Raw genomic sequence first — 25,291 nt, forward strand, 5'->3', positions numbered from 1 at the left:
CAGGCCGTACATTCTGTCAGTTCGTTACCATACATAGCGGCGCTTTCGTCAGATCAAGCTATCAAGCAACCAGTCTGAAGCGGCAGGTCAAGCGGGGATGCACTGCGATAATGCGGACTTTCGCCAACCACCGGATGATGTTTCGCTCTCCACGTATTTTTTAAGCATCACCGAACCAGCGCGATGCGGCCTGCGCAACTTCCTCCTGGTCAGGGGCAGTCTCACTGACCCAGGCGACGATGCCGTCGGGGCGCACCAGCACGGCGCTCAAACCAAGCCGATCCTCGGCATCACTTGCGACATACACGATCCGGCCATTCCAGCGGCTTGCCAGCGCTTGAAGCGCTGCCCCGGCATTAGCGTCAAAGTCCAGCAAGAGGCCTTTCCCGTTTCTGAGGCGATCGCCGAGCTTCATGCCGTCGGCCAGCGCAAAGTCGGGAGCACTGCGGCCGACCAGCGGGTGACTGTCGCCAAGATCGTAACGAAGAGACACGCCCCAGGCGCGCTCGGCGAAGTAGGTCGCGCCGTCGCGTGTCTCGATGAGATCACGGATGACGGCTTCGAGTGCACGCGAACTCCGGCTCGGGCGCATGAGTGCGACTTGGGCGCGCGACCAGTCAAGTACCTGCGATCCCACCGGATGCCGCTCGGAGGAATAGCTGTCGAGCAGGCTGTCCGGCGCATCGCCACGGAGTGTGGCCGCAAGCTTCCATCCGAGATTCATTGCGTCGCCAAGCCCGAGGTTCAGCCCCTGGCCGCCCAGCGGGGAATGGATGTGCGCGGCGTCGCCGGCGAGCAGCACCCGTCCGTTGCGATAAGCCGTCGCGTGATAGGCGCGATCCGTCCAGGTGGTCGCAAGCTGGACGGTCGTCACGGTGACACCGGTGCCGGAAATATGTCGCAACACCGACTGCACATGCTCTAGTGTAATCGGCCGGGTCCGGTGGAAAGCGCCGCCGTCAAAATCGACCATCGCGATAGTGCCGGGCTTTTGGTAGGTATACATGCCCGTAGGTGTGTAGTGGCGGCCCGGAACGAGCTTATCCGGATCAGCCATCTCGACTTCAACGGAATAGCCTGTGAACTCAGGTTCGGTGCCGGCGAACTCAAAGCCGCCAGCCTTGCGCACGATGCTGCGACCTCCATCGCATCCAACCAGCCAGCGTCCGCGAAAGGTCTCGCTACCGGCGCGAATGGTGACATCTTGGCCCGACTGGTCGAAGGCTACCACGCCGAGGCCACGCCTGATCTCGACCCCCATCGCGCTTGCACGAGCGGCCAGGACGGATTCGATGTGTTCCATGTCGGTCGCCATGCTGGTGCCGACCGGACTTTGCAGCCGACACGGCCACTTCGAGGTGTCGATGTTATCGTGGTAGAACTGGATGCCGGCGAAATGGCCGCCCGGACGCCGCGACTGCTGCATCCAATGCGCAGTCGAGGTGCTGCTGTGGCCTGATTGATCTTTCGCGCGTTGCGGCGCCGCGATGTCGTCCAGCAACCCTCTACGGTAGAAGGCTTCGATGGCAGGAAGGGAAAGGCCGCGCATCCCGAACGGGAGCCGCTTCAAGGGCGAATGTGGATCCTCGGCTTGCTCCAGCACTAACACCGAGAGATCAGCGAGGCGCAGCTCGCAGGCGAGAAACAAGCCGACAGGGCCTGCACCGGCAATGACAACATCATAAATGAATAAATCGCGCATGAACTACTCCTTAAGTGGCCGTTCGACCGGAGCAGTTCGTCGTTTTGAGAACCACACGGACGGACAATAGACGCTTTCACAGCGTCCGATGTTCGTCGATGGGACTCATGCACGAGGCAGGGACAGAGCTTCCTTTTCAGGAAGGACTTGGGCTTACCAAACCAAGTCAGCCTTTTCCGACGTGGCAATTATAGCGTTGGGGCAATCGACCTGCAACAGAAGGCATTGTCTTCTCAGACAGTCTGCAATTTGCACAAAACCAAGTCTAATCTTTAGAACGATTGAATTCGTTCAAGTACAACCGATTGCCACTTTCCTCAATCAAACCTCTAGCCATTTCTGCCGCACCGCCGGATTCGCGCGCAATTCATCCGGCGTACCGGAAAACACAATCCGGCCATGCCCCATCACCAGCACGCGGTCGGATATCTCAAGCGTGATGCCGAGTTTTTGCTCGACCAGCAACACGCCCAGTCCCTGCGCGCGCAACGCCAGCAGATGCTGCGCCACCGTCTGCACCATGTGCGGCGCCAGGCCTTCAGTCGGCTCATCCACCATGATCAGCTGCGGCTTTCCCATCAGGCTGCGGCACAGGCTAAGCATTTGCTGCTCGCCGCCGGATAGCAAACCTGCCGCGACATGCTTGCGTGCCGCCAGCTGCGGCATCAACTGCCACATATCCTCGATTGCCACTCGCTCGCGCTGCCGCCCCAGAAGCAAATTCTGTTGCACGGTCAGCGTCGGGAACACGGCCCGTTCTTCCGGTACATAAGCCAGGCCGCGCCTGGCAATCTGGAAGGTTTTCAAACCGGTCAGTTCAGTGCCGTTGAAGCGCACCGAGCCGCTGCTACGCATCATTCCCATGAGCGCTTTCAGCGTCGAGGAACGGCCAGCACCATTGCGCCCCAGCAGACTGACTATTTCGCCCGGCCCGACATCAAGATCTACACCATGCAAGACATGGCTTTGATCGTAGAAGGCATTCAAGCCGCGCACTTCAAGCATGGCGCTCATCGCATCGGCTCCGCGTCGATCTGACCAAGATAGGCCGCTTGCACCGCCAGATTGCCGCGAATCGCAGCTGGCGTATCGCAGGCAATGATCCGTCCCTCGACCAGCACCGCAATCCTGTCCACCAGGCCGAACACCACTTCCATGTCGTGCTCGATCATCAACAAGGTTTTACCGGCGCTGACACGACGGATCAGCTCGGCAGCGGCGGCGGATTCGTCCCGGCTCATGCCGGCGGTCGGCTCATCTAGCAAAATCAGAGCGGCATCGCCAGCAATCGTGATACCGATTTCCAACGCGCGCTGGGCGGCATAACCAAGGTCGCGGCCAGGCGTATCGCGATGCGCTTCCAGATCGCATTGCTGCAACACTTCTTCAGTGCGCCGGTTGACCGCGCGCAGAGTCGACAAACGACGCCAGAAGACCTGGCGATAGCCATGCGACGACAACACCGCAGCGCGCAGGTTTTCCTGAACGCTCAGTTGCGGAAATATATTGGTGATCTGAAAGCTACGCGCCAGGCCGAGTCGATTGATCTGGAACGGGCTCAGGCTGTTTATCTGCCGCCCATGCAAAAGAACCTCGCCGCTGCTAACCTCGGTGCGGCCGGATATCAGATTGAACAAGGTCGATTTCCCGGCGCCATTGGGGCCGATCAACGCTAATCTCTCACCTTGTCTCAATTGCAGATCCGCACCGCAGATAATCCGCGTGTCACCGAATTGCTTGTGCAGATCGCGTAGCTCCAGAATGTTCGGCGTTGCGTTTTCACTCATATGCCCGCCGCCCGCTGATACAGTGCTTCAATTAACAGCACGGCGCCGCCCGTCAGCAGCAACACCCCGGCGACACGCAACAGAAACGCCGCTGTCGGGCGCCGCCTGGTGGTGACCGCCGTCATCCAGACGCCGGCGATGCCGCCTGGCGCAAACAGGACGACGATCACAAACAGCAGCCCGAGATACAACTGCCAGCCGCGCGTATAAGTCGACAGCAAAGCAGAAAACAACACGCCAACCACCGCCCCTATCGTCGGCCCGAAGAAAAACCCGATGCCGCCAATGAAGGTAAACAACAGGATCTGCGCCGAACGCAGCAAGCTCAGGTTTTCAGCACTGACGATTTCAAAATTGATGGCGCTCAACGCGCCGCCGACGCCGGCGAAGAACGCAGACAGGATGAACATCATGTAACGTACCCGGCGCGGATCGTGACCGATGAATGCTGCCCGCTCCGGATTATCGCGCACGGCATTGGCGATACGCCCTAGCGGCGTAAGAGTCAGTCCATACATGGCTGCAGTGCAAACGAAAAGCCAGAACGCGATCAGGTAATACACCTGCAATTGCGATGCAAAGTCGATGCCGAGAAACGGCGCGCCAAGCACGCGGTCGGCACTGACCCCGCTTTCGCCGCCAAACCATCCCGGAAACATCAAGGCTGCGGCCGCCGCCAGTTCAACCAGCGCCAGGCTGATCATCGACAACGCCGTGCCTGATTTACGGGTAGTGATAAAGCCGAAAACGACGCCGCATGACATGCCGGCGCAACCGCCGATCAGCGGCACCAATAGCAACGCGGCGGGACTGCCGCCGGCCAGCCGGCTCATCACATGCACGGCGACAAAGGCAGCCAGGCCGGAATACACAGCATGGCCGAAGGACAGCATGCCGGTTTGCCCCAGCAGCATATTGAAGGAAAGCGCCAGGATCATCATGCTGCCACATTGCGACAAGATCGACAGCGCCGCGCTTTGCGGAAACACCCAGGGTGCGACCAGCAATATCAGCGCAAACGCCACCCAGATCCATTTGCGTTCCACCGTCATGCTCATATTCATGCGGCCGCCCATCAATCGCGCACGCCAAACAAGCCGCGCGGACGCAGCAGCATGACCAGCACCAGCAGCAGATAGGGCAATACAGGCGCAAGCTGGGCCAGCGTCAGCTGCAGCAACGGATATATCGTTGCATCAGGATTGACCTTCACGCCCCAATACGCCAAGCCGCTCGCTGCGGACACATCTAGCGCAACGGCAAAGGTCTGCAAAATCCCGATCAGCAGCGAGGCGATGAACGCCCCGCGCAAAGAACCAAGGCCGCCGACCACCACTACGACGAAAATGATACTGCCGACCCCGGCCGCCATGCCCGGCTCAGTGACAAAGGCATTGCCGCCCACCACTCCGGCTAATCCAGCCAAACCGCAGCCGGCGGCAAATACCAAGGTAAAGATACGCGGCACGTTATGTCCCAAGGCTTCGACCATCTGCGGATGGGTCAGCGCCGCCTGGATCAGCAAACCGATACGCGAACGCTTCAGCAAGCAGGCGGCCGCCAGCAGAACCAGCAACGCCAGCAGCATCATGAAACCACGGTAGATGGGAAACGTAGTTGCATAAAAAGTGAACAGCGGCCCATCTAGCTGTGCAGGGATCGCGTACGGCAACGCCGATCTGCCCCACGCCAGTTGCACCAGTTCGACCACCACATAGGACAAGCCGAAAGTAAACAGCAATTCTGCGACCTGTCCGTGACGCCGCACATGGCGCAGGCCAAAACGTTCAACCAGCGCCCCCAGCATGCCAACCAGCAGCGGCGCCAGCAACAGCGCCGGCCAGAATCCGAGCTTGACGCTGATTGCATAGGCGAAATAAGCGCCCAGCATATAAAAACTCGCATGGGCAAAATTCAACACGCCCAGCATGCTGAAGATGAGTGTCAGTCCCGACGACAGCAGGAACAGCAGCAAGCCGTAACTGAGGCCATTCAGCAAGGTGATGAAGGTGAATTCCATTTAGTGTTCTTGGTTTTATTAATGTTACTGCGCGCGATGACGATAGCTGGTCCGGCATTTTACCGATTCGCCCGGCAAGGATGTCGTATTTTTACCAAGGTAATATTGACCAGTCAATTAAACCAGGGTAATATTAACGCATCTATACAGCTCATGAAAGCCATCCGAGATGAATACCACCAATCCACACCCCGTCATCGCCTTTGCCGGCGCTAACCGCATCGCCTCCGGGCAACTGGCGCTGGTAGCGCTCAAAGTAAAGGAGCTGATCGACAGGAACGACTCCGCCACCATCCTGATCTTCGACGATGTCACCAGCGAACAGGTCGAAATCGACTTCCGCGGCAGCGCTGAACAAGTATTGCAACGCCTGTCCGCTAGCGAAGCCGGCGCAACCGCAACGGAAAAAGCCGCAGATGACCAGCAAACGGCACGTGGCCCCGGTCGGCCGAAACTGGGCGTCATCGGCCGCGAAGTGACTCTGCTACCGCGCCACTGGGATTGGCTGAACCAGCAACCCGGCGGTGCATCCGTGGCGCTGCGCAAGTTGGTTGAAGAGGCCAGGCGCCGTAACGAAGAACGCGACCAGATGCGCCTGGCGCAAGAATCGGCGTATCGGTTCATGTCCGCGATGGCAGGCAATCAAGCCGACTTTGAAGAAGCTACACGTGCCTTTTTTGCCGGCGACCAGCTGCGCTTTGCGGAGTTGAGCGAGCCATGGCAAATCGACATCCGCGAACATGCACGGACCCTCGCAACCCGGGCGTTCGGTGCGGCAGAGTAGAAAGCCCGCGCCGCCGCTCAAGGTAAGGATGGCGTAGCCGTGCGATACTTGAGGCTTCCCGTCATATTGCAATCAGGATCAAGGCTTTCATGAACAACCGTCTGGCTTTTCCCGAGGCGCCCGCACTCGATCATCTGCGCTTCTCCAACGCGTTCGCGAGCTTGCCGGCCGCCTTTTACACCAAGCTGATGCCAACGCCGATTCCAGCACCGTACATGGTTGCGGCCAGCGCGCAGGCGGCACAGCTGATCGGGCTGGCGCCGACGGCATTCGACAACGATGATTTCATCCAGACGCTTGCCGGCAATCGCAGCGCCAACGACTCTCAGCCACTGGCGGCGGTGTATTCCGGCCATCAGTTCGGCGTCTGGGCCGGACAGCTGGGCGATGGCCGCGCGATTCTGCTGGGCGATGTGGCTGCTGCTAATGGCGGCCGGCTGGAGTTGCAGCTCAAGGGCGCCGGCGCCACGCCATATTCGCGCATGGGCGACGGCCGCGCCGTGCTGCGTTCGTCGATCCGTGAATACCTGTGTTCGGAAGCGATGGCAGCACTCGGCATCCCTACTTCGCGTGCACTGGCGGTGATCGGTTCCGATCAGCTGGCGATGCGCGAACGGCCGGAAACTACGGCGGTGGTGACCCGTATGGCGCCTAGCTTTGTGCGTTTCGGCTCGTTCGAGCATTGGTATTACAACAATCAGCCGGAAGCGCTGAAAGCCTTGGCTGATCACGTTATCGCCGGTTTTTATCCGGAACTGCTGACAGCAGAGAATCCTTATCAGGCGCTGCTGGCCGAAGTCACGCGCCGCACCGCGCACCTGATGGCGCAGTGGCAAGCAGTCGGCTTCATGCACGGCGTGATGAACACCGACAATATGTCCATCCTCGGGCTAACCCTGGATTACGGCCCGTTCGGCTTCATGGAAGCTTATGATCCGCGCCATATCTGCAACCATACCGACCAGCAAGGCCGTTATGCCTACAACCAGCAGCCGCAGATCGGCCATTGGAACTGCTTTGCCCTGGGCCAGGCTTTACTGCCGCTGATCGGCAGCGTCGAGGCGACCGAAGCCGCGCTCAGCAATTACCAGGCCCTGTACGGCGCAAAACTGGATGAATTGCTGCACGCCAAGCTGGGCCTGGTAACGCACCAGGCGGACGACGACAAGTTGCTGGACGCCATGTTTGCCCTGATGCAGGCCAGCCATGTCGATTTCACCCTGTTTTTCCGCCGGCTCGGCAATTTGCGTGTGGACGATGCCAACGCCGATGAATCTAGTCGTGATGCTGGCTTACGCGATCTGTTCATAGACCGGGCGGCATTTGACGCATGGGCGTTACAATACCGGGCTCGCCTGAAAATGGAAAATAGCCAGGATAGCAATCGCAAGCTTGCAATGGATGCAACTAACCCCAAATATGTATTGCGAAACTATTTGGCGCAAACAGCAATCGAACACGCTCAGAATAAAGACTTCTCAGAAGTCCGGAAATTGCAGCAAATTCTTGAAAACCCGTTTGATGAACAACCGCAACATGCGCAGTACGCAGAATTGCCGCCGGATTGGGCGCGCGGACTGGAAGTCAGTTGTTCGTCATAGATTGGAATTGAAACCATGAGCAGCAGCAAAGTCATTAAAACCGACGCAGAATGGCGCGCCGAACTGGAGCCGATGGAATATGAGGTGACCCGTCACGCCGCCACCGAACGGGCGTTCACCGGCCGTTTCTGGGATCATCACGAACACGGCATCTACACCTGCGTGTGCTGCAATACGCCCTTGTTCGAATCAGACGCCAAATTCGATTCCGGCTGCGGCTGGCCGAGTTATTTCAAGGCCATCAATCCCGATAATGTCGAAGAGCGTGTCGACCGTACTCATGGCATGATGCGCACTGAAATCTTGTGCAAGGTGTGCGACGCTCATCTGGGCCATGTCTTCCCGGACGGACCGCCGCCAACCGGTTTGCGCTATTGCATCAATTCGGCATCGCTGCGTTTTGATCCGGCCGGCTGAAGCGCTGCGGCACAAACACCGATTTACGATTCGGCCATTGGCCATTAGCCATTTGAAGATTCAGATTCAACCATTAATTAGTTATCCTGACTGAAAGCACACCAAACACATGAAGTTCCTGTTCGACCTGTTCCCGGTAATCCTTTTCTTCGGCATCTTCAAATGGAGCGAAGGCAGCCCTGATGCGGCACAAGCGCTGGTCAGCCAGTATTTATCCGGCTTTGTGTCTGGCGGCGTGGTTACCGCGACACAAGCGCCGGTGCTATTGGCGACCGCGGTGGCGATCATCGCCACCGTGGCGCAAATCGGCTATCTGCTGCTGCGCCGGAAAAAAGTCGATGCGATGTTGTGGGTGTCTTTCATCATCATCTGCGTCTTCGGCGGCGCCACCATCTACTTCCATAACGAAACCTTCATCAAATGGAAGCCGACCGTCCTGTATTGGGCATTTGCGACGGCATTACTGGTTAGCCAGCTGCTGCTCAAGAAAAACCTGATTCGCACCATGATGGAGAAACAGATCGCCCTGCCCGACCCGATCTGGCCGCGTGTAGGCTTTGCCTGGATCGCATTCTTTATCGCGATGGGTTGCCTGAACCTGTACATCGCGTTTAATTTCCCTACCGCGACCTGGGTAAATTTCAAACTGTTTGGCGGCATGGGACTGATGTTTGCCTTCATTATCGGGCAAAGCATCTTGCTGTCGAAATACATCAAGGATCCGGAATGAACCAGCGCCTTGATACGATTCGTAACAAATTGACAGCTACGTTTTCACCATTGGAATGTATAGTTGAGGATGAATCGGCGCTGCATGTGGGACACGCCGGTGCCGCTTCAGGCGGCGGACACTACAAAGTACGGATAGTTTGCGCAGTTTTTGAAGGGCAAAACCGCTTAAATCGGCATAGGCTGGTGTATGATTGCCTGGCTGAAATGATGCATGCAGAAATTCATGCATTGGCTATTACTGCACTAGCCCCATCTGAAACTAAAACTGCTTAAAACATAGCGACATAGCGATCTGAAAGAATAATCAATTGTCCGTTAAACACACTTCGGTTATTCTGCCTTTGCCTCGCATTAATTTATTAACAACCTCCCCAATCTAGGATTTGATAATGACATTTAAACCTTCACGTTTACTGGTGGTACTTTTTGCAGCTGCTACCTTGCCAGTTATGGCCCAAAACCTTGCAGTCGTGAACGGTAAGGCAATCCCATCGTCGCGCGCCGACATGATGGTCAAGCAATTGTCGGCACAAGGCGGCCAGCCGGACACCCCGGAACTGCGTAGCATGGTCAAGGACGAACTGATCAACCGTGAAGTGTTGATTCAGGAAGCCGACAAGCTGGGCCTGGGCAATAACGCCGACGTCAAGGCACAAGCCGACATCGCCCGTCAATCGATCCTGATCCGCGCCCTGGTTGCCGACTTCGTCAAGAAGAACCCGATCAAGGATGCAGACATCCAGGCTGAATACGACAAATTCAAGGCAACAGCCGGCGACAAGGAATATCACGCACGCCATATCCTGGTCGAAAACGAAGCCGATGCCAAAGCCATCATCACCAAGCTGAAAGCTGGCGGCAAGTTTGAAGATCTGGCCAAGCAATCGAAAGATCCAGGTTCGGCAGCTAACGGCGGCGATCTGGGCTGGGCAACGCCAGCTTCGTTCGTGAAGCCTTTCTCCGATGCGCTGGTAGCACTGAAACCAGGTCAACTGACTGACACACCGGTCAAGACCCAATTCGGATACCACGTGATCAAGCTGGAAGAAGTACGCGCCGCCAAGATCCCTACCCTGGCTGAAGTCAAACCGCAAATCACCGAAGCACTGCAACAGAAGAAGCTGCAAGCTTACCAACAAGAACTGCGCGCCAAAGCCAAGATTCAATAAGATCTACGCTTAAAACCGCAGTCAATAAAAAAGCGCTCTTCGGAGCGCTTTTTTTATGTCACCGCAATATCGAATTTGCAGGGTGGGCACTTATAGCCCACGCGGTACATCAACCATTTGAGGCGTCAATTCAGCGTGGGCAGAAAAACCTGCCCACGCTATCTGATGCCAGCAACAGAACGATTAATTAATTAATTAACCAACCCACTTACGCGCATTGCGGAACATGCGCATCCATGGCGAATCCTCGCCCCACGAATCCGGGTGCCACGACTGCTGCACCGTGCGGAACACGCGTTCGGCATGCGGCATGCAAACCGTGAAGCGGCCATCCGGCGTAGTCACCGAAGTAATACCTTGCGGCGAACCGTTTGGATTGTACGGATAGCCTTCGGTCACCTGCCCCTTGTTGTCGACGAAACGCATGGCGACCAGCGCTTCCTTGATATCGCCGGTTTGCGAGAAATCGGCAAAACCTTCACCGTGCGCGATGGCGATGGCGCTTTGCGTGCCCGCCATGTCTTGCAGGAAAATCGACGGCGACGATTCGACTTGCACCATCGAGAAGCGCGCTTCGAATTTCTCCGACTTGTTGCGGGTGAATTTCGGCCATGCCTGGGCGCCGGGAATGATCGATTTCAGATTGCTCATCATCTGGCAGCCGTTGCAGACACCCAGTGCGAACGTATCGCCACGCTGGAAGAACAGCGAGAATTGCTCAGCCAGCTTGGCATTGAACAAGATCGTCTTGGCCCAGCCTTCGCCGGCGCCCAGCACGTCGCCGTATGAGAAACCGCCGACTGCGATGAAACCCTTGAAATCGTCCAGCCGCGCGCGACCGGCAATCAGGTCGCTCATGTGGACGTCGACCGCGGTAAACCCGGCCTGGTGCATCACGTAAGCGGTTTCGACATGCGAGTTGACGCCTTGCTCGCGCAAGATCGCCACACGCGGCTTGGCCGCCAGGTTGAGGAACGGCGCCGCGATATTGTCTTGCAGATCGAACGGGATGATCGGGCTGATGCCCGGATCGGCCGCATCCAGGATGCGGTCGTATTCGGCATCGGCGCTGGCGGGATTGTCACGCAGGCGGGCGATGCGCCAGCTGGTTTCGCTCCACAAACGCTGCAGGTCGATACGGGTCTGGCTGTAGATGGTCTTGGCGTCGCGGCTGAATTCGATGACGTCGCGTGTATTCGGCTTGCCGATGATATGGCTGCAGGCGCCCAGATTGAAGCTGCGCAGCACATTCATGACTTCCGATTTCTGCTCGGCGCGCACTTGCAGCACCGCGCCCAGCTCTTCGCTGAACAAGGCACGCAAGGTCATCTCGTTGCGGCGCTCGGCCACCTGGCCGGTCCAGTTTTTCGAATCGCCCCAGTCGGCTGCATGTTCGCTTTCCATCGTCAGGATATCGAGATTGATCGACAGCCCGCTGTGGCCGGCAAACGCCATTTCGCACAGGGAGGTAAACAGGCCGCCGTCGGAACGGTCATGGTAGGCCAGCAGTTTTTGTTCGCTATTGAGTTGTTGAATCGCGGCGAAGAATGCTTTCAAGTCTTCTGCGCTGTCGACATCGGGCGTCTCATTGCCGATTTGCTGCATGACCTGCGTCAACGCCGAAGCGCCCATGCGGTTCTTGCCACGGCCAAGGTCGATCAGGATGATCGCGGTATCGCCGAGATCGGTACGAATCTGCGGTGTCAACGAACGGCGTACGTCGCTCACCGGCGCGAATGCTGAAACGATCAGCGACACCGGCGAAGTCACTGCCTTGGCTTGACCTTCATCTTTCCAGGTAGTGCGCATCGACAGCGAATCCTTGCCGACCGGGATGCTGATGCCCAATGCCGGGCACAACTCCATGCCGATCGCCTTGACGGTATCGAACAAGGCAGCGTCCTGACCCGGCTGGCCGCAAGCGGCCATCCAGTTGGCGGACAACTTGACGTCGGAAATATCGGCAATCGCTGCGGCGGCAATGTTGGTCAAGGCTTCGCCCACCGCCATACGGCCGGATGCAGCAGCGTTGATGACAGCCAGCGGCGTGCGCTCGCCCATCGCCATAGCTTCGCCCAGATAGCCTTCAAAACTCATGCTTGTGACCGCACAATCAGCCACCGGGATTTGCCACGGGCCGACCATCTGGTCGCGCACCGAGGTGGCGCCGACGGTCCGGTCGCCGATGGTGATCAGGAACGATTTGTCGGCCACTGTCGGCAGCTTCAGGACGCGCTGCGACACTTCCAGCAAATCCATGCCGGTCAGGTCGACCGCAGGCAAAGCTGGATTCAGGTGCTTGACGTCGCGTAGCATTTTCGGCGGTTTGCCGAGCAACACGTCCATCGGCATATCGACTGGATTATTGTCGTGCTGCGGATCGATCACCTTCAACTGACGTTCTTCGGTTGCGGTACCAACCACTGCGAACAGGCAACGCTCGCGCTGGCAGAAATACTCGAACAGCGGCAGGCTTTCCGGTGCGATTGCCAGTACATAACGCTCTTGCGATTCGTTACTCCAGATTTCCTTCGGCGCCATGCCGCTTTCTTCCAGCGGCACTTTGCGCAAATCGAAAATCGCGCCGCGCTTGGCGTCGTTGGTGATTTCCGGGAAGGCATTCGACAAACCGCCGGCGCCGACGTCATGGATCGACAGAATCGGATTCTTGTCATCCATCGCCCAGCAGGCGTTGATCACTTCCTGAGCACGTCGTTCCATTTCCGGATTGCCGCGCTGGACCGAATCGAAATCGAGATCGGCGGTATTCGAGCCGGTCGCCATCGACGACGCCGCGCTGCCGCCCATGCCGATGCGCATGCCGGGGCCGCCCAGCTGGATCAGCAGGCTGCCGACTGGCAGCTCGTTTTTCTTAGTGTGCTTGTCGGAGATGCTGCCGATGCCGCCGGCGATCATGATCGGCTTGTGATAACCCTGCACATTGCCGCCGACGTTTTGTTCGTAGGTACGGAAATAACCGCCAAGGTTGGGACGGCCGAACTCGTTGTTGAACGCAGCGCCGCCGAGCGGGCCGTCGATCATGATTTGCAGGGCTGAAGCGATTCGTTCCGGCTTGCCGTACTGGCCTGCATCTTGCTGACCGATAGCGGTAACATCAGCAGCATTTTCCCAAGCTTGCAACGCATCTGGCAACTGCAGGTTGGATACGGTAAAGCCGGTCAGGCCAGCCTTCGGCTTGGCGCCGCGCCCGGTTGCGCCTTCATCGCGGATCTCGCCGCCGGCGCCGGTGGAGGCGCCAGGGAAAGGCGAAATTGCGGTCGGGTGATTGTGCGTCTCAACCTTCATCAGGATGTGGGTAAGCTCGTCGGAAGCGCGGTAGGTATTGCCTTCCGCCGCGCCGCGCGCATAGAAACGCGAGACGGTTGCGCCTTCGATGATCGATGAATTGTCGCTGTAGGCGACGATGGTGCCCTTCGGCTGCAACTGATGGGTATTCTTGATCATTGCGAACAAGGACTTGTCTTGCGCTTCGCCGTCGATGATCCAGTCGGCGTTGAAAATCTTGTGGCGGCAATGCTCGCTGTTTGCCTGCGCAAACATCATCAGTTCGACGTCGGTCGGATTGCGCTTGGCGCTGGTAAAGGCCGCCAGCAGATAATCGATTTCGTCGTCCGACAGGGCCAGGCCCAGTTCGGTGTTGGCTTGTTCCAGGGCTCCTTTGCCGCCTGCCAGCAGATCGATGGAGGCTAATGGCTTGGCGTCCAGTTCGCGGAATAAATCGACAGCTTGCTCGGCGCTGCGCAAGACGGTTTCGGTCATGCGGTCATGCAATACATCAGCGATAGCGCGTACGCTGTCGTCGCTGAGTTTCTTAGCGCCGCCCAGCAGACCGCTCTTGAGTTTTACCTGATACGCAATCCCGCGCTCGATGCGCTTGATGTGCGCCATGCCGCAATTATGGGCAATGTCGGTGGCCTTGCTGGCCCATGGGGAAATAGTGCCGAAGCGTGGAATAACGATGAATTCTTCACCGCCTTCAGCCTCGGCATACGGATCGCCATAGGTCAATAAGGCATTCAAACGCCCGATATCGTCCTGGTCGAGCGGGGTCGAAGCATCGACAAAATGGTCGAAACGCCCTGTCACTTCGACGACATTACTGTCGATCGCTTGTAACTGAGCAAGAAGACGTTGGGAACGGAAGGCAGGCAGAGCATTGGAACCGGGCAAAATCAACATGGCGAGGAGGGAGTTGATGCAGCATGGCTGCGGGTTAAATCAGAAGCCGTCATTATACAGTGCTGACCCGCCTGCCGCCCCGCAAACTGATGACAAAATCACCTTGCCGACCCATGGAAAAAGCATGATGGGCCGGGAAAGCGCCAGCTCTCTCGGCCCATCATTGCATTTTAGATAATTTAATCTTTAAAAATCCTTGAGGACGATCTTGCCGATTGCGCGCCCGGTTTCCAGCGCAGCATGGGCTTGCCGCAGGTTGGCGGCATTAATCGGCGACAACACCTGATTCACCGTTGTGACAATGATATTGTTGTCGATCAGGCGCGCCACCTGGTCCAGCAGATTGCCCTGCTGCTGCATGTCGGCGGTCTGGAACATCGAACGGGTAAACATGAATTCCCAGATGAAACCGGCGCTCTTGGATTTCAACAGGCTGACGTCGAGCGGCGCATCGTTTTCGACGATAGTGCAAATCATCCCCTGCGGCGCTATCACTGCCGCCGCTGCCGGGAAATGACGATCGGTATCGTTCAGGATCAGCACGTAATCGACATGCTCGAAGCCTTGCTGCCTGAGCTGCGCCGCCAGATCGCCGAAATGGTTGATTACGTGCTGCGCGCCGAGGTCGCGCACCCATTTTTCCGACTCGGGACGCGATGCCGTGGCGATCACATTCAAGCCGGCGACCTTGACCGCCAGCTGGATCGCAATCGAACCGACGCCGCCGGCGCCGCCTATGATCAGGATCGACTTGGCCGGTGTTGTCGCTGCGGCCGGTGTCGGCGATATGTGCAAGCGGTCGAACAGCGCTTCCCATGCAGTGATCGTAGTCAGCGGCAAAGCGGCGGCCTGCTCGAAGGACAGCGATTGCGGCATGTTGCCGACGATGCGCTCATCGACCAGCTGGAACTCGCTATTGGCGCCTGGACGGGTGATGTCACCAGCATAAAACACACGATCGCCCACCTTGAAACGGCTGACGTCGGGCCCCACCGCCTGCACCACGCCGGCAGCATCCCAGCCCAGCACGCGAGGCGTTTTTTCGATGGTGTCTTTTGGCGCCCGTACCTTGACGTCGACCGGATTGACTGCGATGGCCTTGATTTCGACCAACAGGTCGCGGCCGCTTGGTGACGGTTTGTCAAGTTGGATATCGAACAACGATTCTGGATTATCTATAGGCAGATATTGGGTTAATGCAATGGCTTTCATGAGCAAACTCCTGGCGGTAAAGACCGGTTCAAACTGAATCAGGTCGAATGACAGCCATTATGATAATGTTGAATTATTTTATAAATAGCGCGATATTTGATTCACTTTCAATCAAAATTTGATAATGTATTCAACCACCGACTTGCAGCTTTTCATTCACACGGCTGATCTTGGCAGCCTGTCGAACGCAGCGCGCCAGCTTGACCTGCTGCCGGCGACCGCCAGCGCCAGCCTGAAACGGCTGGAGCAGCAACTCAACACCAGGCTGTTTGTGCGCTCTACCCGCAGCATGCGCCTGACGCCGGAAGGCACCCTGTTTCTGGAATATAGCCGGCAGGCGTTGGCCCTGCTGCAGGAAGGCCAGGCCTTGCTGAATGCCAGCGGGCCGGTAAGCGGACATTTGCGGCTGTCGATGCCGTCCGATGTCGGTCGTAACGTGCTGTTGCCTTGGCTCGATGCCTTTCAGGAGAATCATCCGCAAGTCACATTATCGCTACAATTTTCGGACCGTGTAATCGACTTGTTTCGCGATCCGGTTGATGTAGCTTTCCGCTACGGCCCGCTGGACGACTCGACCCTGGTATCGCAAATACTGGCGCCCAGCCGCCGGGTAGCGGTGGCGGCACCGTCCTACCTGGCAAAACACGGCAGGCCGAACCTGCCGAAAGATCTGGCGAGCCATAACTGCCTGCTGTATTACCTGCAGCACGGCTTGTTCAATAACTGGCGCTTTTATTCGGGCAAGACTGCGATTGACGTCAAGGTGCGCGGCGACCGCATGACTGACGATGCTGCAATCGCTCGGACCTGGGCGGTTGCAGGCATCGGCATCGCCTATAAATCCTGGCTGGATGTGCGGCAAGACGTCGTCGAAGGCCGTCTGGAAATAATCCTCGATCAGTTTACCGGTGAAGAAACGCCGCTCAGTATGGTGTATCCGCATCGCAGCAGCATGTCGCCTTCGCTTCGCGCGTTGCTGGCTTTTTTGCGCGCGCAGTTTGCTACGCTCAATCCACCGCTGTGAGCGCTACGCTATCAGTTTCGTTGTCCCTGCCGAAATGCGCGACTACGAATTCGATAAACGATTTCAACTTGGGCGTCATCTTGCGATTCGATGCCACCACGATATGCATCGGCCGGTGTTCCAGCTCATAGTCGACTAGCAAACGCTGCAAACGGCCGGCATTGACCTCCTCGCACAGCAAAGCTTCCGGCTGCATGATGATGCCGATGCCATTGAGCGCTGCGGTGCGCAGCGCCAAACCGTTATTGGCGCGAAAATTACCATGCACTTCAATCTCCTGCTGCACACCTCCCTGCGAAAACTGCCACAAGTTATAACGATTGCCGTGCACGAAACTGAGGCAATTATGATCGACCAGTTGTTGCGGCGTCTGCGGCGTGCCGCAACGCGCCAGGTATTCGGGTGAAGCGCACACCATCGCCCGGTACGGCTGCAAAGGACGTGCGATCATGCTCGAATCGGGCAGCGCGCCAATCCGGATCGCCACTTCAAACCCCTCTTCCACCAGATCCACCACCCGGTCATTCAGAGACAGATCCAGTTCGACGTCGGGATAGCGTTCCAGATAAGCGCGCACCACAGCCGCCAGCATCTGGCCGCCAAACGTGGCTGGCGCGGTTACCCGTAATACGCCGCGTGGCAGCAACTGCATTTGCTTGACAGAAGCGTCAGCCGCCTCGATCTCCAGCAAGGCTTGCTTGCAACGCTCGAAATACAGTTGGCCGATCTCGGTCAGGCTTTGGCGGCGAGTAGTACGATTCAATAAGCGTACGCCGAGCTGCTCCTCCAGTTGGCGCACGTGTTTACCCACCATGGTGGGTGAGATTCGCGCCTCTTCCGCTGCTGCGGAAAATCCGCCTTTTTCGACCACGCGGACGAAAATCTGCATGCTGGTTAATCTGTCCATAAATTACATTAAACACCATTGGTTGCAAGTGATAAGAATATCAGGTTATTTATCCACCACGAGGAAGCAATCATAATTACCTCCAGATTTCACTCATACGGAGCACATCATGAAAATCGCAGTTATCGGCGCTACAGGCACCATCGGCAAGGCAGTTGTAGCGTTACTGACAAACCGCCATGAAATCATCGAGGTCGGCAACAGCAGCGGCCAATACCAGGTCGACATGACCGACATCCGCAGCGTCGAAGCCTTGTTCGGGAAGTTCGGCAAAGTCGACGCCGTCGTCTCGACCGCCGGCAAATTGCATTTCGGCCCGCTGCAAGAGCTGACGCCGGAGAAATTCGAGATCGGCCTGCGCGACAAGCTGATGGGGCAAATCAACCTGGCGCTGGTGGCCCAGCATCACTTGAACGATGGCGGATCGATCACACTGACCAGCGGTATCCTCAGCGACGAGCCGATCCTGCAAGGCGTCAATGCCAGCACGGTCAATGCGGCGCTGGACGGTTTTGTACGCGCTGCCGCGATCGAATTGAAGCGCGGTATCCGAATCAATGTCGTCAGCCCTACCGTGCTGGAAGAATCGCTGGCCAGCTACGGCCCGTTCTTTTACGGCTTCGAGGCAGCCCCGGCCAGCCGTGTCGCCCAAGCCTACAGCCGCAGCGTTGAGGGAGCGCAGACTGGCCGCGTGTATAAGGTCTGGTAATTACAGTCAGGTAATTTTGTCAGCATTTTGTCAAGTCCATGCATTAAGATTGGTCGTAGTTGCGTTGCGACCAATCCCTTTCCTCAGGAGGCATGCCATGGTGAATGTAGTCAAGCGCATTCAGGAATACAACGCGGGCCGCGATCCGCAACGTTTGCAGATGAAATACAAGAATATCCGCAACGATCCCTTCACCTTCCTGCGCGGGACTTGCCATCTGTTCTATGAACGCCTGCCGCAAAGCGGCGTAATGCGATCAGCGCCCCCGGCCTGGATTTGCGGCGACCTGCACCTGGAAAACTTTGGCAGCTACAAGGGCGACAACCGCCTGGCTTATTTCGACCTGAACGATTTCGACGAATCCGTGCTGGCGCCGGTTAGCTGGGAAATGGTGCGCTTGCTGACCAGCGTACTGGTTGCCGCCCACGGCGCGCCGGAAAGCGCTGCCGACGGCAGGCTAATGTGCCGCAGTCTCATCGACGCTTACGGCGCCGCCCTGGTCAACGGCAAACCCCGCTGGATCGAGCGTGATCTCGCCCATGGCATGGTCGGCGACCTGCTGAGTGGCTTGCGCGGCCGCCAACGTGCCGCCTATCTGGATACTCGCACCGTACGCAAAGGCAAACTGCGCACGCTGCGTGTGGATGACAAGAAGGCGCTGCCAGTGTCCATCAAGCAGCGCGCCAAAGTGACCGCATTCATGAAGCGTTTTGCCAGCGAACAGGCCAACCCCGATTTCTACAAAGTACTTGACGTCGCACGCCGCATCGCCGGCACCGGCAGCCTTGGCGTCGAGCGTTATGTCATCCTGGTGCAAGGCAAGGGTTCGCCGGACGGCAATTACCTGCTTGATCTGAAGCAGGCGCTGCCATCTTCATTAACGCCTTACTTGAAGGTGACGCAACCCAAATGGAAGAGCCAGGCCCAGCGTGTAGTGACGCTACAGCGGCGTTGCCAGGCTGTGTCCATGGCATTTTTGCAACCAGTCATGCTCGGCAAGGTATCTTATGTGCTGCGCGGCCTCCAGCCCAGCGAAGACCGGGTAACCGTCTTGCATGCACGTCACACACTCGACGAAATCCGCCAGGTCATGACTGTCATGGGCAATCTGGCTGCCTGGGCCCAGTTACGCAGCGCCGGCCGCCAGGGATCGGCGAATGCCGATGAGCTGATCGCTTTCGGCACAAGCAAGAAATGGAAAAAACAATTGCTGGATGCCGCCCTGACCTGCGCGGCACAAGTGCAAAAGGACTGGCAGACCTATAGCAAAGCGTACGATGCCGGCGCGTTTGAACTGTAGCGACTGGCGGCGGCAAGGCAATTGTGCTCTTTGCTGTCCTCTTATCAAGTAATTCAAGGTATGATTCTGATCGCCTGCAACGCGTGGTGCTACGCAGAACCCCTTGAGAACAATAGTGATACAGCAGCAGACACAGAAACAGATCGTGGTTATCGGCGGCGGCGTGATGGGAGTCTGCAGCGCTTATTTTCTAGCTGAAGCCGGACATCAGGTTGCCGTAGTAGAACAACGCAGCAACGTCGCAGAACAGTCGACGCTGGGTAATTCCGGCATATTGTCGACTGGTGCGGCGCTGCCGTGGTCCGTCCCGGGCATGCGCCGGAAAATCCTGGCAGGCATGTTCAACCAGGAAGCGCCGAACGTACTCAACGCCCGCTTCAACCCTGCCCTGTGGCGCTGGATGCGGCGCTGGATGGCTGAATCCGAGATTCAGCGGTTTCGCTCGCACACCCATCAAATGCAACGGCTGGCCTCTTACAGCCAGGAACTGCTAGAGCAGATACAACAGCATTTCCAGCTCGACTTTGAACAAAACCTCGGTTTGCTACGGCTGTTGCGCAGCGAAGCCGAGCTGGCGGCGCTGGCGCCTGTGCAAGAGCTGCTGACCGAATGCGGTGTGGTGCATACGCTGCTCGACGACGCAGCCGTACGGCTGCAGGAACCGGCACTGGCCGGCGCCGGCAAGCTTGCGGGCGGTTTGTACTTTCCGGATCTGGGCTCGGGCAATTGCACTCTGTTTACCAAACAATTGAAAGCCATCCTGCAAGGGCTGGGCGTACAGTTTCATTTCGACAGCCAGGTTACCGCTATCGTCCCGCAAGGCGACCAGGTAGGCTTGCACATCGACGGCAATGTCTTGATGGCCGATGCCGTGGTGTGCGCCGCCGGCAGCGCCAGCGCACAGTTGCTGCGGCCGCTGGGCCTGCGCCTGCCGCTGCACGCGATCAAGACATACACCGCCACCGCAGCTGTAAAAAATTATGAAGTGGCGCCGCAGATGGCGGTTCTGGACGACACCTACCAGGTCACCATGGCGCGTATCGGCGCCCGCATGCGCCTGGCCGGCATCGCCGAATTCGGCGCGCAAGACATGTCATTCGACGACAAGGCCCTGCGCACCCTGCTGAAGGTAGCGCACGACTGGTTCCCCGACGCCGCCAATTTCAACAGCGCCAGTTTCTGGTGCGGCCACACCCCGATGCTGGCCGACGAAGTACCGCTCATCGGCCACACCGGCGCCAGCAATGTTTTCGTCAACATCGGCCACGGCGGCTCAGGCTGGAGCATGGCGCTAGGCGCAGCCAAGGTCCTGGCAGACCAGATCTGCGGCCGGATCCCCGAGGTCGATCTGGACGGCCTGACAGTAGCGCGCTATCGTTAGCCGAATATCGGAAAACACGGAGTAGAAAATCCAAATGAACGCCATCTATCCGTCCGCCGAAATCCGGAAAATCGAACAAGCCGCCCTGCGCGACCTGCCCCCCTACACCCTGATGCAACGCGCCGGCCAAGCCGCAGCCCAAGCCGCCCTGCGCATGCTCCCCTGCCCCGCGCATTCAGCCGCAATCCTGATACTGGCAGGCCCGGGCAACAACGGCGGCGACGCCCTCGAAGCCGCCGCCGGCCTGGCAAAAGCAGGCGCCGAAGTAGTGGCACTCCTCAAGGCCGCCCCCTCGCAACTCCCAGCCGACGCCGCCAAAGCACTGATACGCGCCCAACAGCACGGCGTACACCTGATGCCGCCCGAGCAATTCGCCGACATCGACAGCAATCAGTGGACCCTGGTGATAGACGGCCTGTTCGGTATCGGCCTGAGCCGGACGCTGGATGGCGACTGGCGCAACCTGGTGCAAACCGTCAATGCGATGACCTGCCCGGTGCTGGCGCTGGACGTACCAAGCGGCTTGAACGCGGATACCGGCGTGGTAGTAGGCGGCGCTGCAGGTATCGTGATCAAAGCCAGCCACACCGTCACCTTCATCGCCGATAAAGCCGGCCTGCACACCTGCGACGGTCCCGACTACGCGGGCAAGGTCGAAGTGGCGACACTGGCCATTACAGAAAACCACTTCCCCGCGCCACGCATGTGGCTCAACCAGCCCGATCTGTTCGCCGAATGCCTGCGGCCACGCCGGCTCAATTCACACAAGGGCAGTTTTGGCGATGTCGCCGTCATCGGCGGCGCCGCGGGAATGGCCGGCGCGCCAATCCTGGCAGCCCGCGCCGCCGCCAAATGCGGCGCGGGCCGGGTGTTTGTCGGCTATGCGGATCAACCGCCGGCTTACGACAGCGCACAGCCGGAACTCATGTGCCGCCACGCTGCCGACCTCGATTTTTCGTCGGCCGTGCTGGTAGTCGGCCCCGGCATGGGCACGGCCGATACCGCGCTGGCATTGCTGACGCGTGCGCTTGACGCCCTCAACTGGCTGGTGCTGGACGCCGATGCCTTGAACCTGCTGGCGCGCCAGCCGCAACTGCAAACTCAGGCCGCGCAACGCCAGCACGCCGTTTTGATGACACCGCATCCGCTTGAAGCCGCGCGCCTGCTGGGAGTCAGCGCCAGCGATATCCAGGCCGATCGCGTCGCTGCCGCCCGCACCTTGGCAAGCCGCTTCAATGCTGTAGTCGTGTTAAAGGGAGCCGGCAGCATCATCGCCCGCGCTGATGGCGCAGTGGTTGTCAATGCAACCGGCAATCCTGCCTTGGCCACAGCTGGCAGCGGCGATGTATTGTCGGGTATTTGCGGCGCGTTGCTGGCGCAGGGATGGCCGCAATGGGAAGCCGCGCTGGCGGCGGTATGGCTGCACGGCAGCGCTGCCGACCAACTGGTGGCGCAAGGCATCGGGCCGATCGGACTGACTGCGAGCGAGTTGATCCCCGAAGTCCGTCTGTTGTTGAATCAGCTGGTGCCAGAGCGCTGAAATGAAGCAACAGTCATACGCCCCAAGGCACCACCGCCACACCCATCAATTGACGGTGAAATGTCATCACCAGCAAAGCTAACAGCAGGCCCGAGACACACGCAATCACGTCGAATTTGAGCACCGGGGTGAATGACTTGTAACTCTTACGGCGAATCACGGACCACAAATCGATCACGGCATAAGCCAGGAAAGCGGAGAACAGCAGCGTGGCTTTGGCATGCCCGTTCGCCAGCAAATGGACCAGTGCCCACAGCGCCAGCCCCAGCAACATCGGGTGCTTTACCCAAGCCCGGATATGGCCTTTCATATTGGCGGCGGCGAACAGGATGAAGCTGACAATCATGACCAATGGCGCAGCATGGCGGGCGCCGATAAATGACGCGAACAGTCTCGGTTCGGCGGGCGCCCTGCCGTACCCGACTATGATCAGGATCAATCCCAGCGCCGCCAGCATGGCGAACAGGCCCTTGTAGCGATTTTCACCAAAAGCGTGGACCAGCTGCGTTTTCAAAGCCGGCACAGTGGGAATCAGATGGAGCCCGATAAAGAGCACCAGCCCCAGGATCAATATCTCCAAAATCATTCTCCTTCCATGACAACTACGCGAAGACCGAATCGCCCGATATGTCCGGTATGTGAAATGAAAAAATCCCTCCCGGCGTCGCCACCGGAAGGGATTCATTATAGATACTAATTCAGGAACCTTGCTCCGGTTCAGCCAGGATGCGTCAATGTGCCTGGATTTCCTTGACCAGGTCGCCGCCGCCATAGACTTTGTCCAGGGTTGCCAGAATCGCGCCGCTATGTACCGCAACCGAACGGTTGAAGCGTGGATCGAACCAGAACGCACCGCCCAGCGAATGTATGTTACCGTCGAAAATCAAGCCGACGATCTCGCCGTTACGATTGATCATGGGGCTGCCCGAGTTACCGCCGATGATGTCGTTGGTCGTTACCAGGTTATAGCGCTGCGACAGATTCAACTTGCTCTTGGCTGCATGCCAGGAAGCGGGCAAGGCAAACGGATCGGCGCCGGTGTCACGCTCGAAAGCACCGCCGAGTGTCGTGAACGGCGGGATTTTCTTATCCCCCTCTTGCCATCCCTTCACTTCACCATACGACAGACGCAAGGTAAAAGTGGCGTCCGGATAAGCACTGGTGCCTTGCTGGGCAAAGCGTGCCTGGGCGATCAGTTCGGAATTCTTTTGCTGTACCGATTCCACTTCTTTTTCATAGCGCGTGCGGATTGCTCGCGCGGCCGGATCGAGCGCCAGTTCCAGCTTGATGAACGGGTCGCTGGATTTCAGGATGGCCTCTTTGCCGCCCTGCCACAGCGCCTTCCGCACCGCCGGATCACCCAGCCTGGTGTTATCGATCAATGCCGCGCTGAGCTGATCAGGTGATTGCTTGCCGAGCACCTGCTTGACGAAAGGATCGTCGGTACCGAGGATTTCACGCAACTTGGTGAGCGAAAATGCCAACATGACTTTTTCGTACTCCGGATACACCGGTGCGCTCGAAAACAATTCTTGCTCCAGCTCCGGCAACTTGGCGTCGGCATATTCCGGCAGTCGCTCGCCATTCGGCTTGGCGCGCTCTTCCGCACCGCGCACCAGGGCACGCGCGTAACCGGCGTACTTGCTGGAGAAACCACGACCGCCTTCAATCATGCCGTAAGGCGCTTCAATCTGGCGATAGGCTTGCTGTGCCGCCGCAATTGCATCCCAGGCGCCGCCGATTTTTGCTTGCAGCGCGGGCTGTTTGGAGACGAATTCACGCAAGGCGGTTTCATCGTCCTGCTTTTGCTTCATCAGTACCGGATCCTGCAAAGCGCTAAGGCGCCCTCTCAGCGCCTTGTAGCCATTTTCCACACCGAACAAGGCATGCTCGGCGTTACGCGCCGCTTCCGGGCTGCTTTTGCCGTACTGCTCCAACACGCCACGCATTTCGGCCAGTCGAATCACGCTGTTGACGAGCGTCAGGTCGCGCAAGGTAGTCAGTTGCGAGACGGTCAGCTGACGCTGGGTCGAGCCAGGCTGGCCGGTGACGAATACCATTTCCCCTTCCTCTGCGCCGCTTTTACTGAACGGAAAATAGTTCTCGATCTTGGCCGGCTTGCCGCCTTCATAGGCACGCAACAAGGTGATATCCAGGTCGTAGCGCGGGAAGTTGAAGTTATCCGGATCGCCGCCAAAGAATGCCGCGGCTTTTTCCGGCGCCCAGACCAGGCGCGTATCCTGGAAGCGATGGTATTTGTAGACCTGGTATTGGCCGCCGTGATACAGATCGACGACGTCGCAACGCACGGTTTCCTTATCTTGGCCGACGCAGGCCGAAGTCAGCTTGGCCTTGACCGCATTTTGCGCGCTCTTGAATGCCGCGCCATCCAGGCCTGCGGTCGCGCTCTTTACCTCGGTAGTCACATCGGTGATTTGTTCCAGCCGGTTCAATTCGATTTCCGGGCAGCTCAACTCCTGCTCGCGGCCCTTGGCCAGGAAACCATTCTTGATCAGATTCTTTTTTGCCGTCGACAATTGATCCAGGCACTCGGAAGCGCAGTGATGATTGGTCATCACCAACCCGTCTTTTGAGACGAAGGATGCCGAGCAACCGCCGGCAATCCGCACCGAACCCAGCATGGTGCGCTTGATCCAGCCGTCAGTCGGAGTAAAGCCGTATTCGGCCTGCATCTTCGCCTTCGGCAAATTATCCAACGTCCACATCCCCTCTGCTGCCAGAGTCATGCCTGGTACCAGCAGTGCTGCAAAAAGCCAATGAAATCGCATCGTCTTCCTAACGTAAA

At 58.1% G+C, this 25,291-nt stretch carries 21 protein-coding genes; 11 read left to right on the forward strand and 10 right to left on the reverse strand.

The genetic code is table 11. The annotated features are described in order from the left end of the window. Window positions 1-160: 160 nt before the first annotated feature. The 5 genes from BM205_RS01940 to BM205_RS01960 form a co-directional block, all read right to left on the reverse strand. Entirely contained in the window at window positions 161-1,702 is a 1,542-nt protein-coding gene (locus BM205_RS01940; RefSeq protein ID WP_092411984.1) for an FAD-dependent monooxygenase, read from the reverse strand. 321 nt (window positions 1,703-2,023) lie between these two features. After that, entirely contained in the window at window positions 2,024-2,716 is a 693-nt protein-coding gene (locus BM205_RS01945) for an ABC transporter ATP-binding protein (RefSeq protein WP_175511115.1), read from the reverse strand. Further along, window positions 2,713-3,489, reverse strand: a complete 777-nt coding sequence (locus BM205_RS01950) for an ABC transporter ATP-binding protein (RefSeq protein WP_092411986.1) — start codon at window positions 3,487-3,489, stop codon at window positions 2,713-2,715. Before BM205_RS01950 ends, BM205_RS01945 begins: the two co-directional genes overlap by 4 nt. Next, window positions 3,486-4,553, reverse strand: a complete 1,068-nt coding sequence (locus BM205_RS01955; RefSeq protein WP_254783693.1) for a branched-chain amino acid ABC transporter permease — start codon at window positions 4,551-4,553, stop codon at window positions 3,486-3,488. Before BM205_RS01955 ends, BM205_RS01950 begins: the two co-directional genes overlap by 4 nt. 11 nt (window positions 4,554-4,564) lie before the next feature. Then, window positions 4,565-5,509, reverse strand: coding sequence for a branched-chain amino acid ABC transporter permease (locus BM205_RS01960; RefSeq protein WP_092411988.1), 945 nt, complete (start codon window positions 5,507-5,509; stop codon window positions 4,565-4,567). A 169-nt stretch (window positions 5,510-5,678) separates the two neighbouring features. On the opposite strand from BM205_RS01960, the gene BM205_RS01965 reads away from it, so the two are divergent. From BM205_RS01965 to BM205_RS01990, 6 genes are all read left to right on the forward strand, one after another. Then, window positions 5,679-6,293, forward strand: coding sequence for a DUF2239 family protein (locus tag BM205_RS01965; RefSeq protein ID WP_092411990.1), 615 nt, complete (start codon window positions 5,679-5,681; stop codon window positions 6,291-6,293). 89 nt (window positions 6,294-6,382) lie between these two features. Then, window positions 6,383-7,894 carry a protein adenylyltransferase SelO gene (locus tag BM205_RS01970; RefSeq protein WP_092411992.1) on the forward strand — a complete coding sequence of 504 codons (1,512 nt, stop codon included), beginning with the start codon at window positions 6,383-6,385 and terminating at the stop codon, window positions 7,892-7,894. Between the two features lie 15 nt (window positions 7,895-7,909). Next, on the forward strand, window positions 7,910-8,311 hold the full coding sequence (gene msrB / locus BM205_RS01975; protein WP_092411993.1) for a peptide-methionine (R)-S-oxide reductase MsrB: 402 nt from the start codon (window positions 7,910-7,912) through the stop codon (window positions 8,309-8,311). Window positions 8,312-8,420: 109 nt separating this feature from the next. Then, a complete protein-coding gene (locus BM205_RS01980) occupies window positions 8,421-9,041 on the forward strand; it encodes a septation protein A (protein ID WP_092411995.1) in 621 nt (206 codons plus the stop codon). Continuing rightward, window positions 9,038-9,316, forward strand: coding sequence for a BolA family protein (locus tag BM205_RS01985; RefSeq protein WP_092411997.1), 279 nt, complete (start codon window positions 9,038-9,040; stop codon window positions 9,314-9,316). Before BM205_RS01980 ends, BM205_RS01985 begins: the two co-directional genes overlap by 4 nt. A gap of 116 nt (window positions 9,317-9,432) precedes the next feature. Continuing rightward, window positions 9,433-10,212, forward strand: coding sequence for a peptidylprolyl isomerase (locus BM205_RS01990; protein WP_092411999.1), 780 nt, complete (start codon window positions 9,433-9,435; stop codon window positions 10,210-10,212). A gap of 195 nt (window positions 10,213-10,407) precedes the next feature. On the opposite strand, the gene purL is transcribed toward BM205_RS01990, so the two are convergent. Both purL and BM205_RS02000 read right to left on the reverse strand, forming a co-directional pair. After that, complete coding sequence (purL, locus tag BM205_RS01995) at window positions 10,408-14,412, reverse strand: phosphoribosylformylglycinamidine synthase (protein ID WP_092412001.1); 4,005 nt, start codon at window positions 14,410-14,412, stop codon at window positions 10,408-10,410. A gap of 186 nt (window positions 14,413-14,598) precedes the next feature. Continuing rightward, entirely contained in the window at window positions 14,599-15,624 is a 1,026-nt protein-coding gene (locus BM205_RS02000) for a zinc-binding alcohol dehydrogenase family protein (protein ID WP_092412003.1), read from the reverse strand. Window positions 15,625-15,748: 124 nt separating this feature from the next. Here BM205_RS02000 and BM205_RS02005 point away from each other — a divergent pair, with 124 nt between their 5' ends. After that, complete coding sequence (locus tag BM205_RS02005; protein WP_217646003.1) at window positions 15,749-16,648, forward strand: LysR family transcriptional regulator; 900 nt, start codon at window positions 15,749-15,751, stop codon at window positions 16,646-16,648. Here BM205_RS02005 and BM205_RS02010 read toward each other — a convergent pair. Then, a complete protein-coding gene (locus BM205_RS02010) occupies window positions 16,632-17,555 on the reverse strand; it encodes a LysR family transcriptional regulator (protein WP_092412006.1) in 924 nt (307 codons plus the stop codon). The genes BM205_RS02005 and BM205_RS02010 overlap by 17 nt on opposite strands. A 109-nt stretch (window positions 17,556-17,664) precedes the next feature. On the opposite strand from BM205_RS02010, the gene BM205_RS02015 reads away from it, so the two are divergent. The 4 genes from BM205_RS02015 to BM205_RS02030 all read left to right on the forward strand — a co-directional run bounded on the left by BM205_RS02015 (window position 17,665) and on the right by BM205_RS02030 (window position 22,485). Then, window positions 17,665-18,264 (forward strand): short chain dehydrogenase, encoded by a 600-nt coding sequence (locus BM205_RS02015; protein WP_092412007.1) that lies wholly within the window; start codon window positions 17,665-17,667, stop codon window positions 18,262-18,264. 97 nt (window positions 18,265-18,361) lie between these two features. After that, the gene (locus BM205_RS02020) at window positions 18,362-19,564 is read left to right on the forward strand and encodes a DUF2252 domain-containing protein (protein ID WP_092412009.1); all 1,203 of its coding nucleotides are present in this window, start codon (window positions 18,362-18,364) and stop codon (window positions 19,562-19,564) included. 103 nt (window positions 19,565-19,667) lie between these two features. Beyond that, window positions 19,668-20,945, forward strand: a complete 1,278-nt coding sequence (locus tag BM205_RS02025; protein WP_092412011.1) for an FAD-dependent oxidoreductase — start codon at window positions 19,668-19,670, stop codon at window positions 20,943-20,945. Between the two features lie 34 nt (window positions 20,946-20,979). After that, a complete protein-coding gene (locus BM205_RS02030; protein ID WP_092412013.1) occupies window positions 20,980-22,485 on the forward strand; it encodes an NAD(P)H-hydrate dehydratase in 1,506 nt (501 codons plus the stop codon). Between the two features lie 13 nt (window positions 22,486-22,498). Here the strand turns inward: BM205_RS02030 and BM205_RS02035 are convergent, their stop codons facing one another. Beyond that, window positions 22,499-23,065 carry an NnrU family protein gene (locus BM205_RS02035; protein WP_175511116.1) on the reverse strand — a complete coding sequence of 189 codons (567 nt, stop codon included), beginning with the start codon at window positions 23,063-23,065 and terminating at the stop codon, window positions 22,499-22,501. A gap of 151 nt (window positions 23,066-23,216) precedes the next feature. After that, window positions 23,217-25,274 (reverse strand): S46 family peptidase, encoded by a 2,058-nt coding sequence (locus tag BM205_RS02040; protein ID WP_092412017.1) that lies wholly within the window; start codon window positions 25,272-25,274, stop codon window positions 23,217-23,219. Window positions 25,275-25,291: the final 17 nt, after the last annotated feature.

The sequence above is a fragment of the Collimonas sp. OK307 genome (assembly GCF_900113705.1).
GTDB lineage: Bacteria > Pseudomonadota > Gammaproteobacteria > Burkholderiales > Burkholderiaceae_D > Collimonas.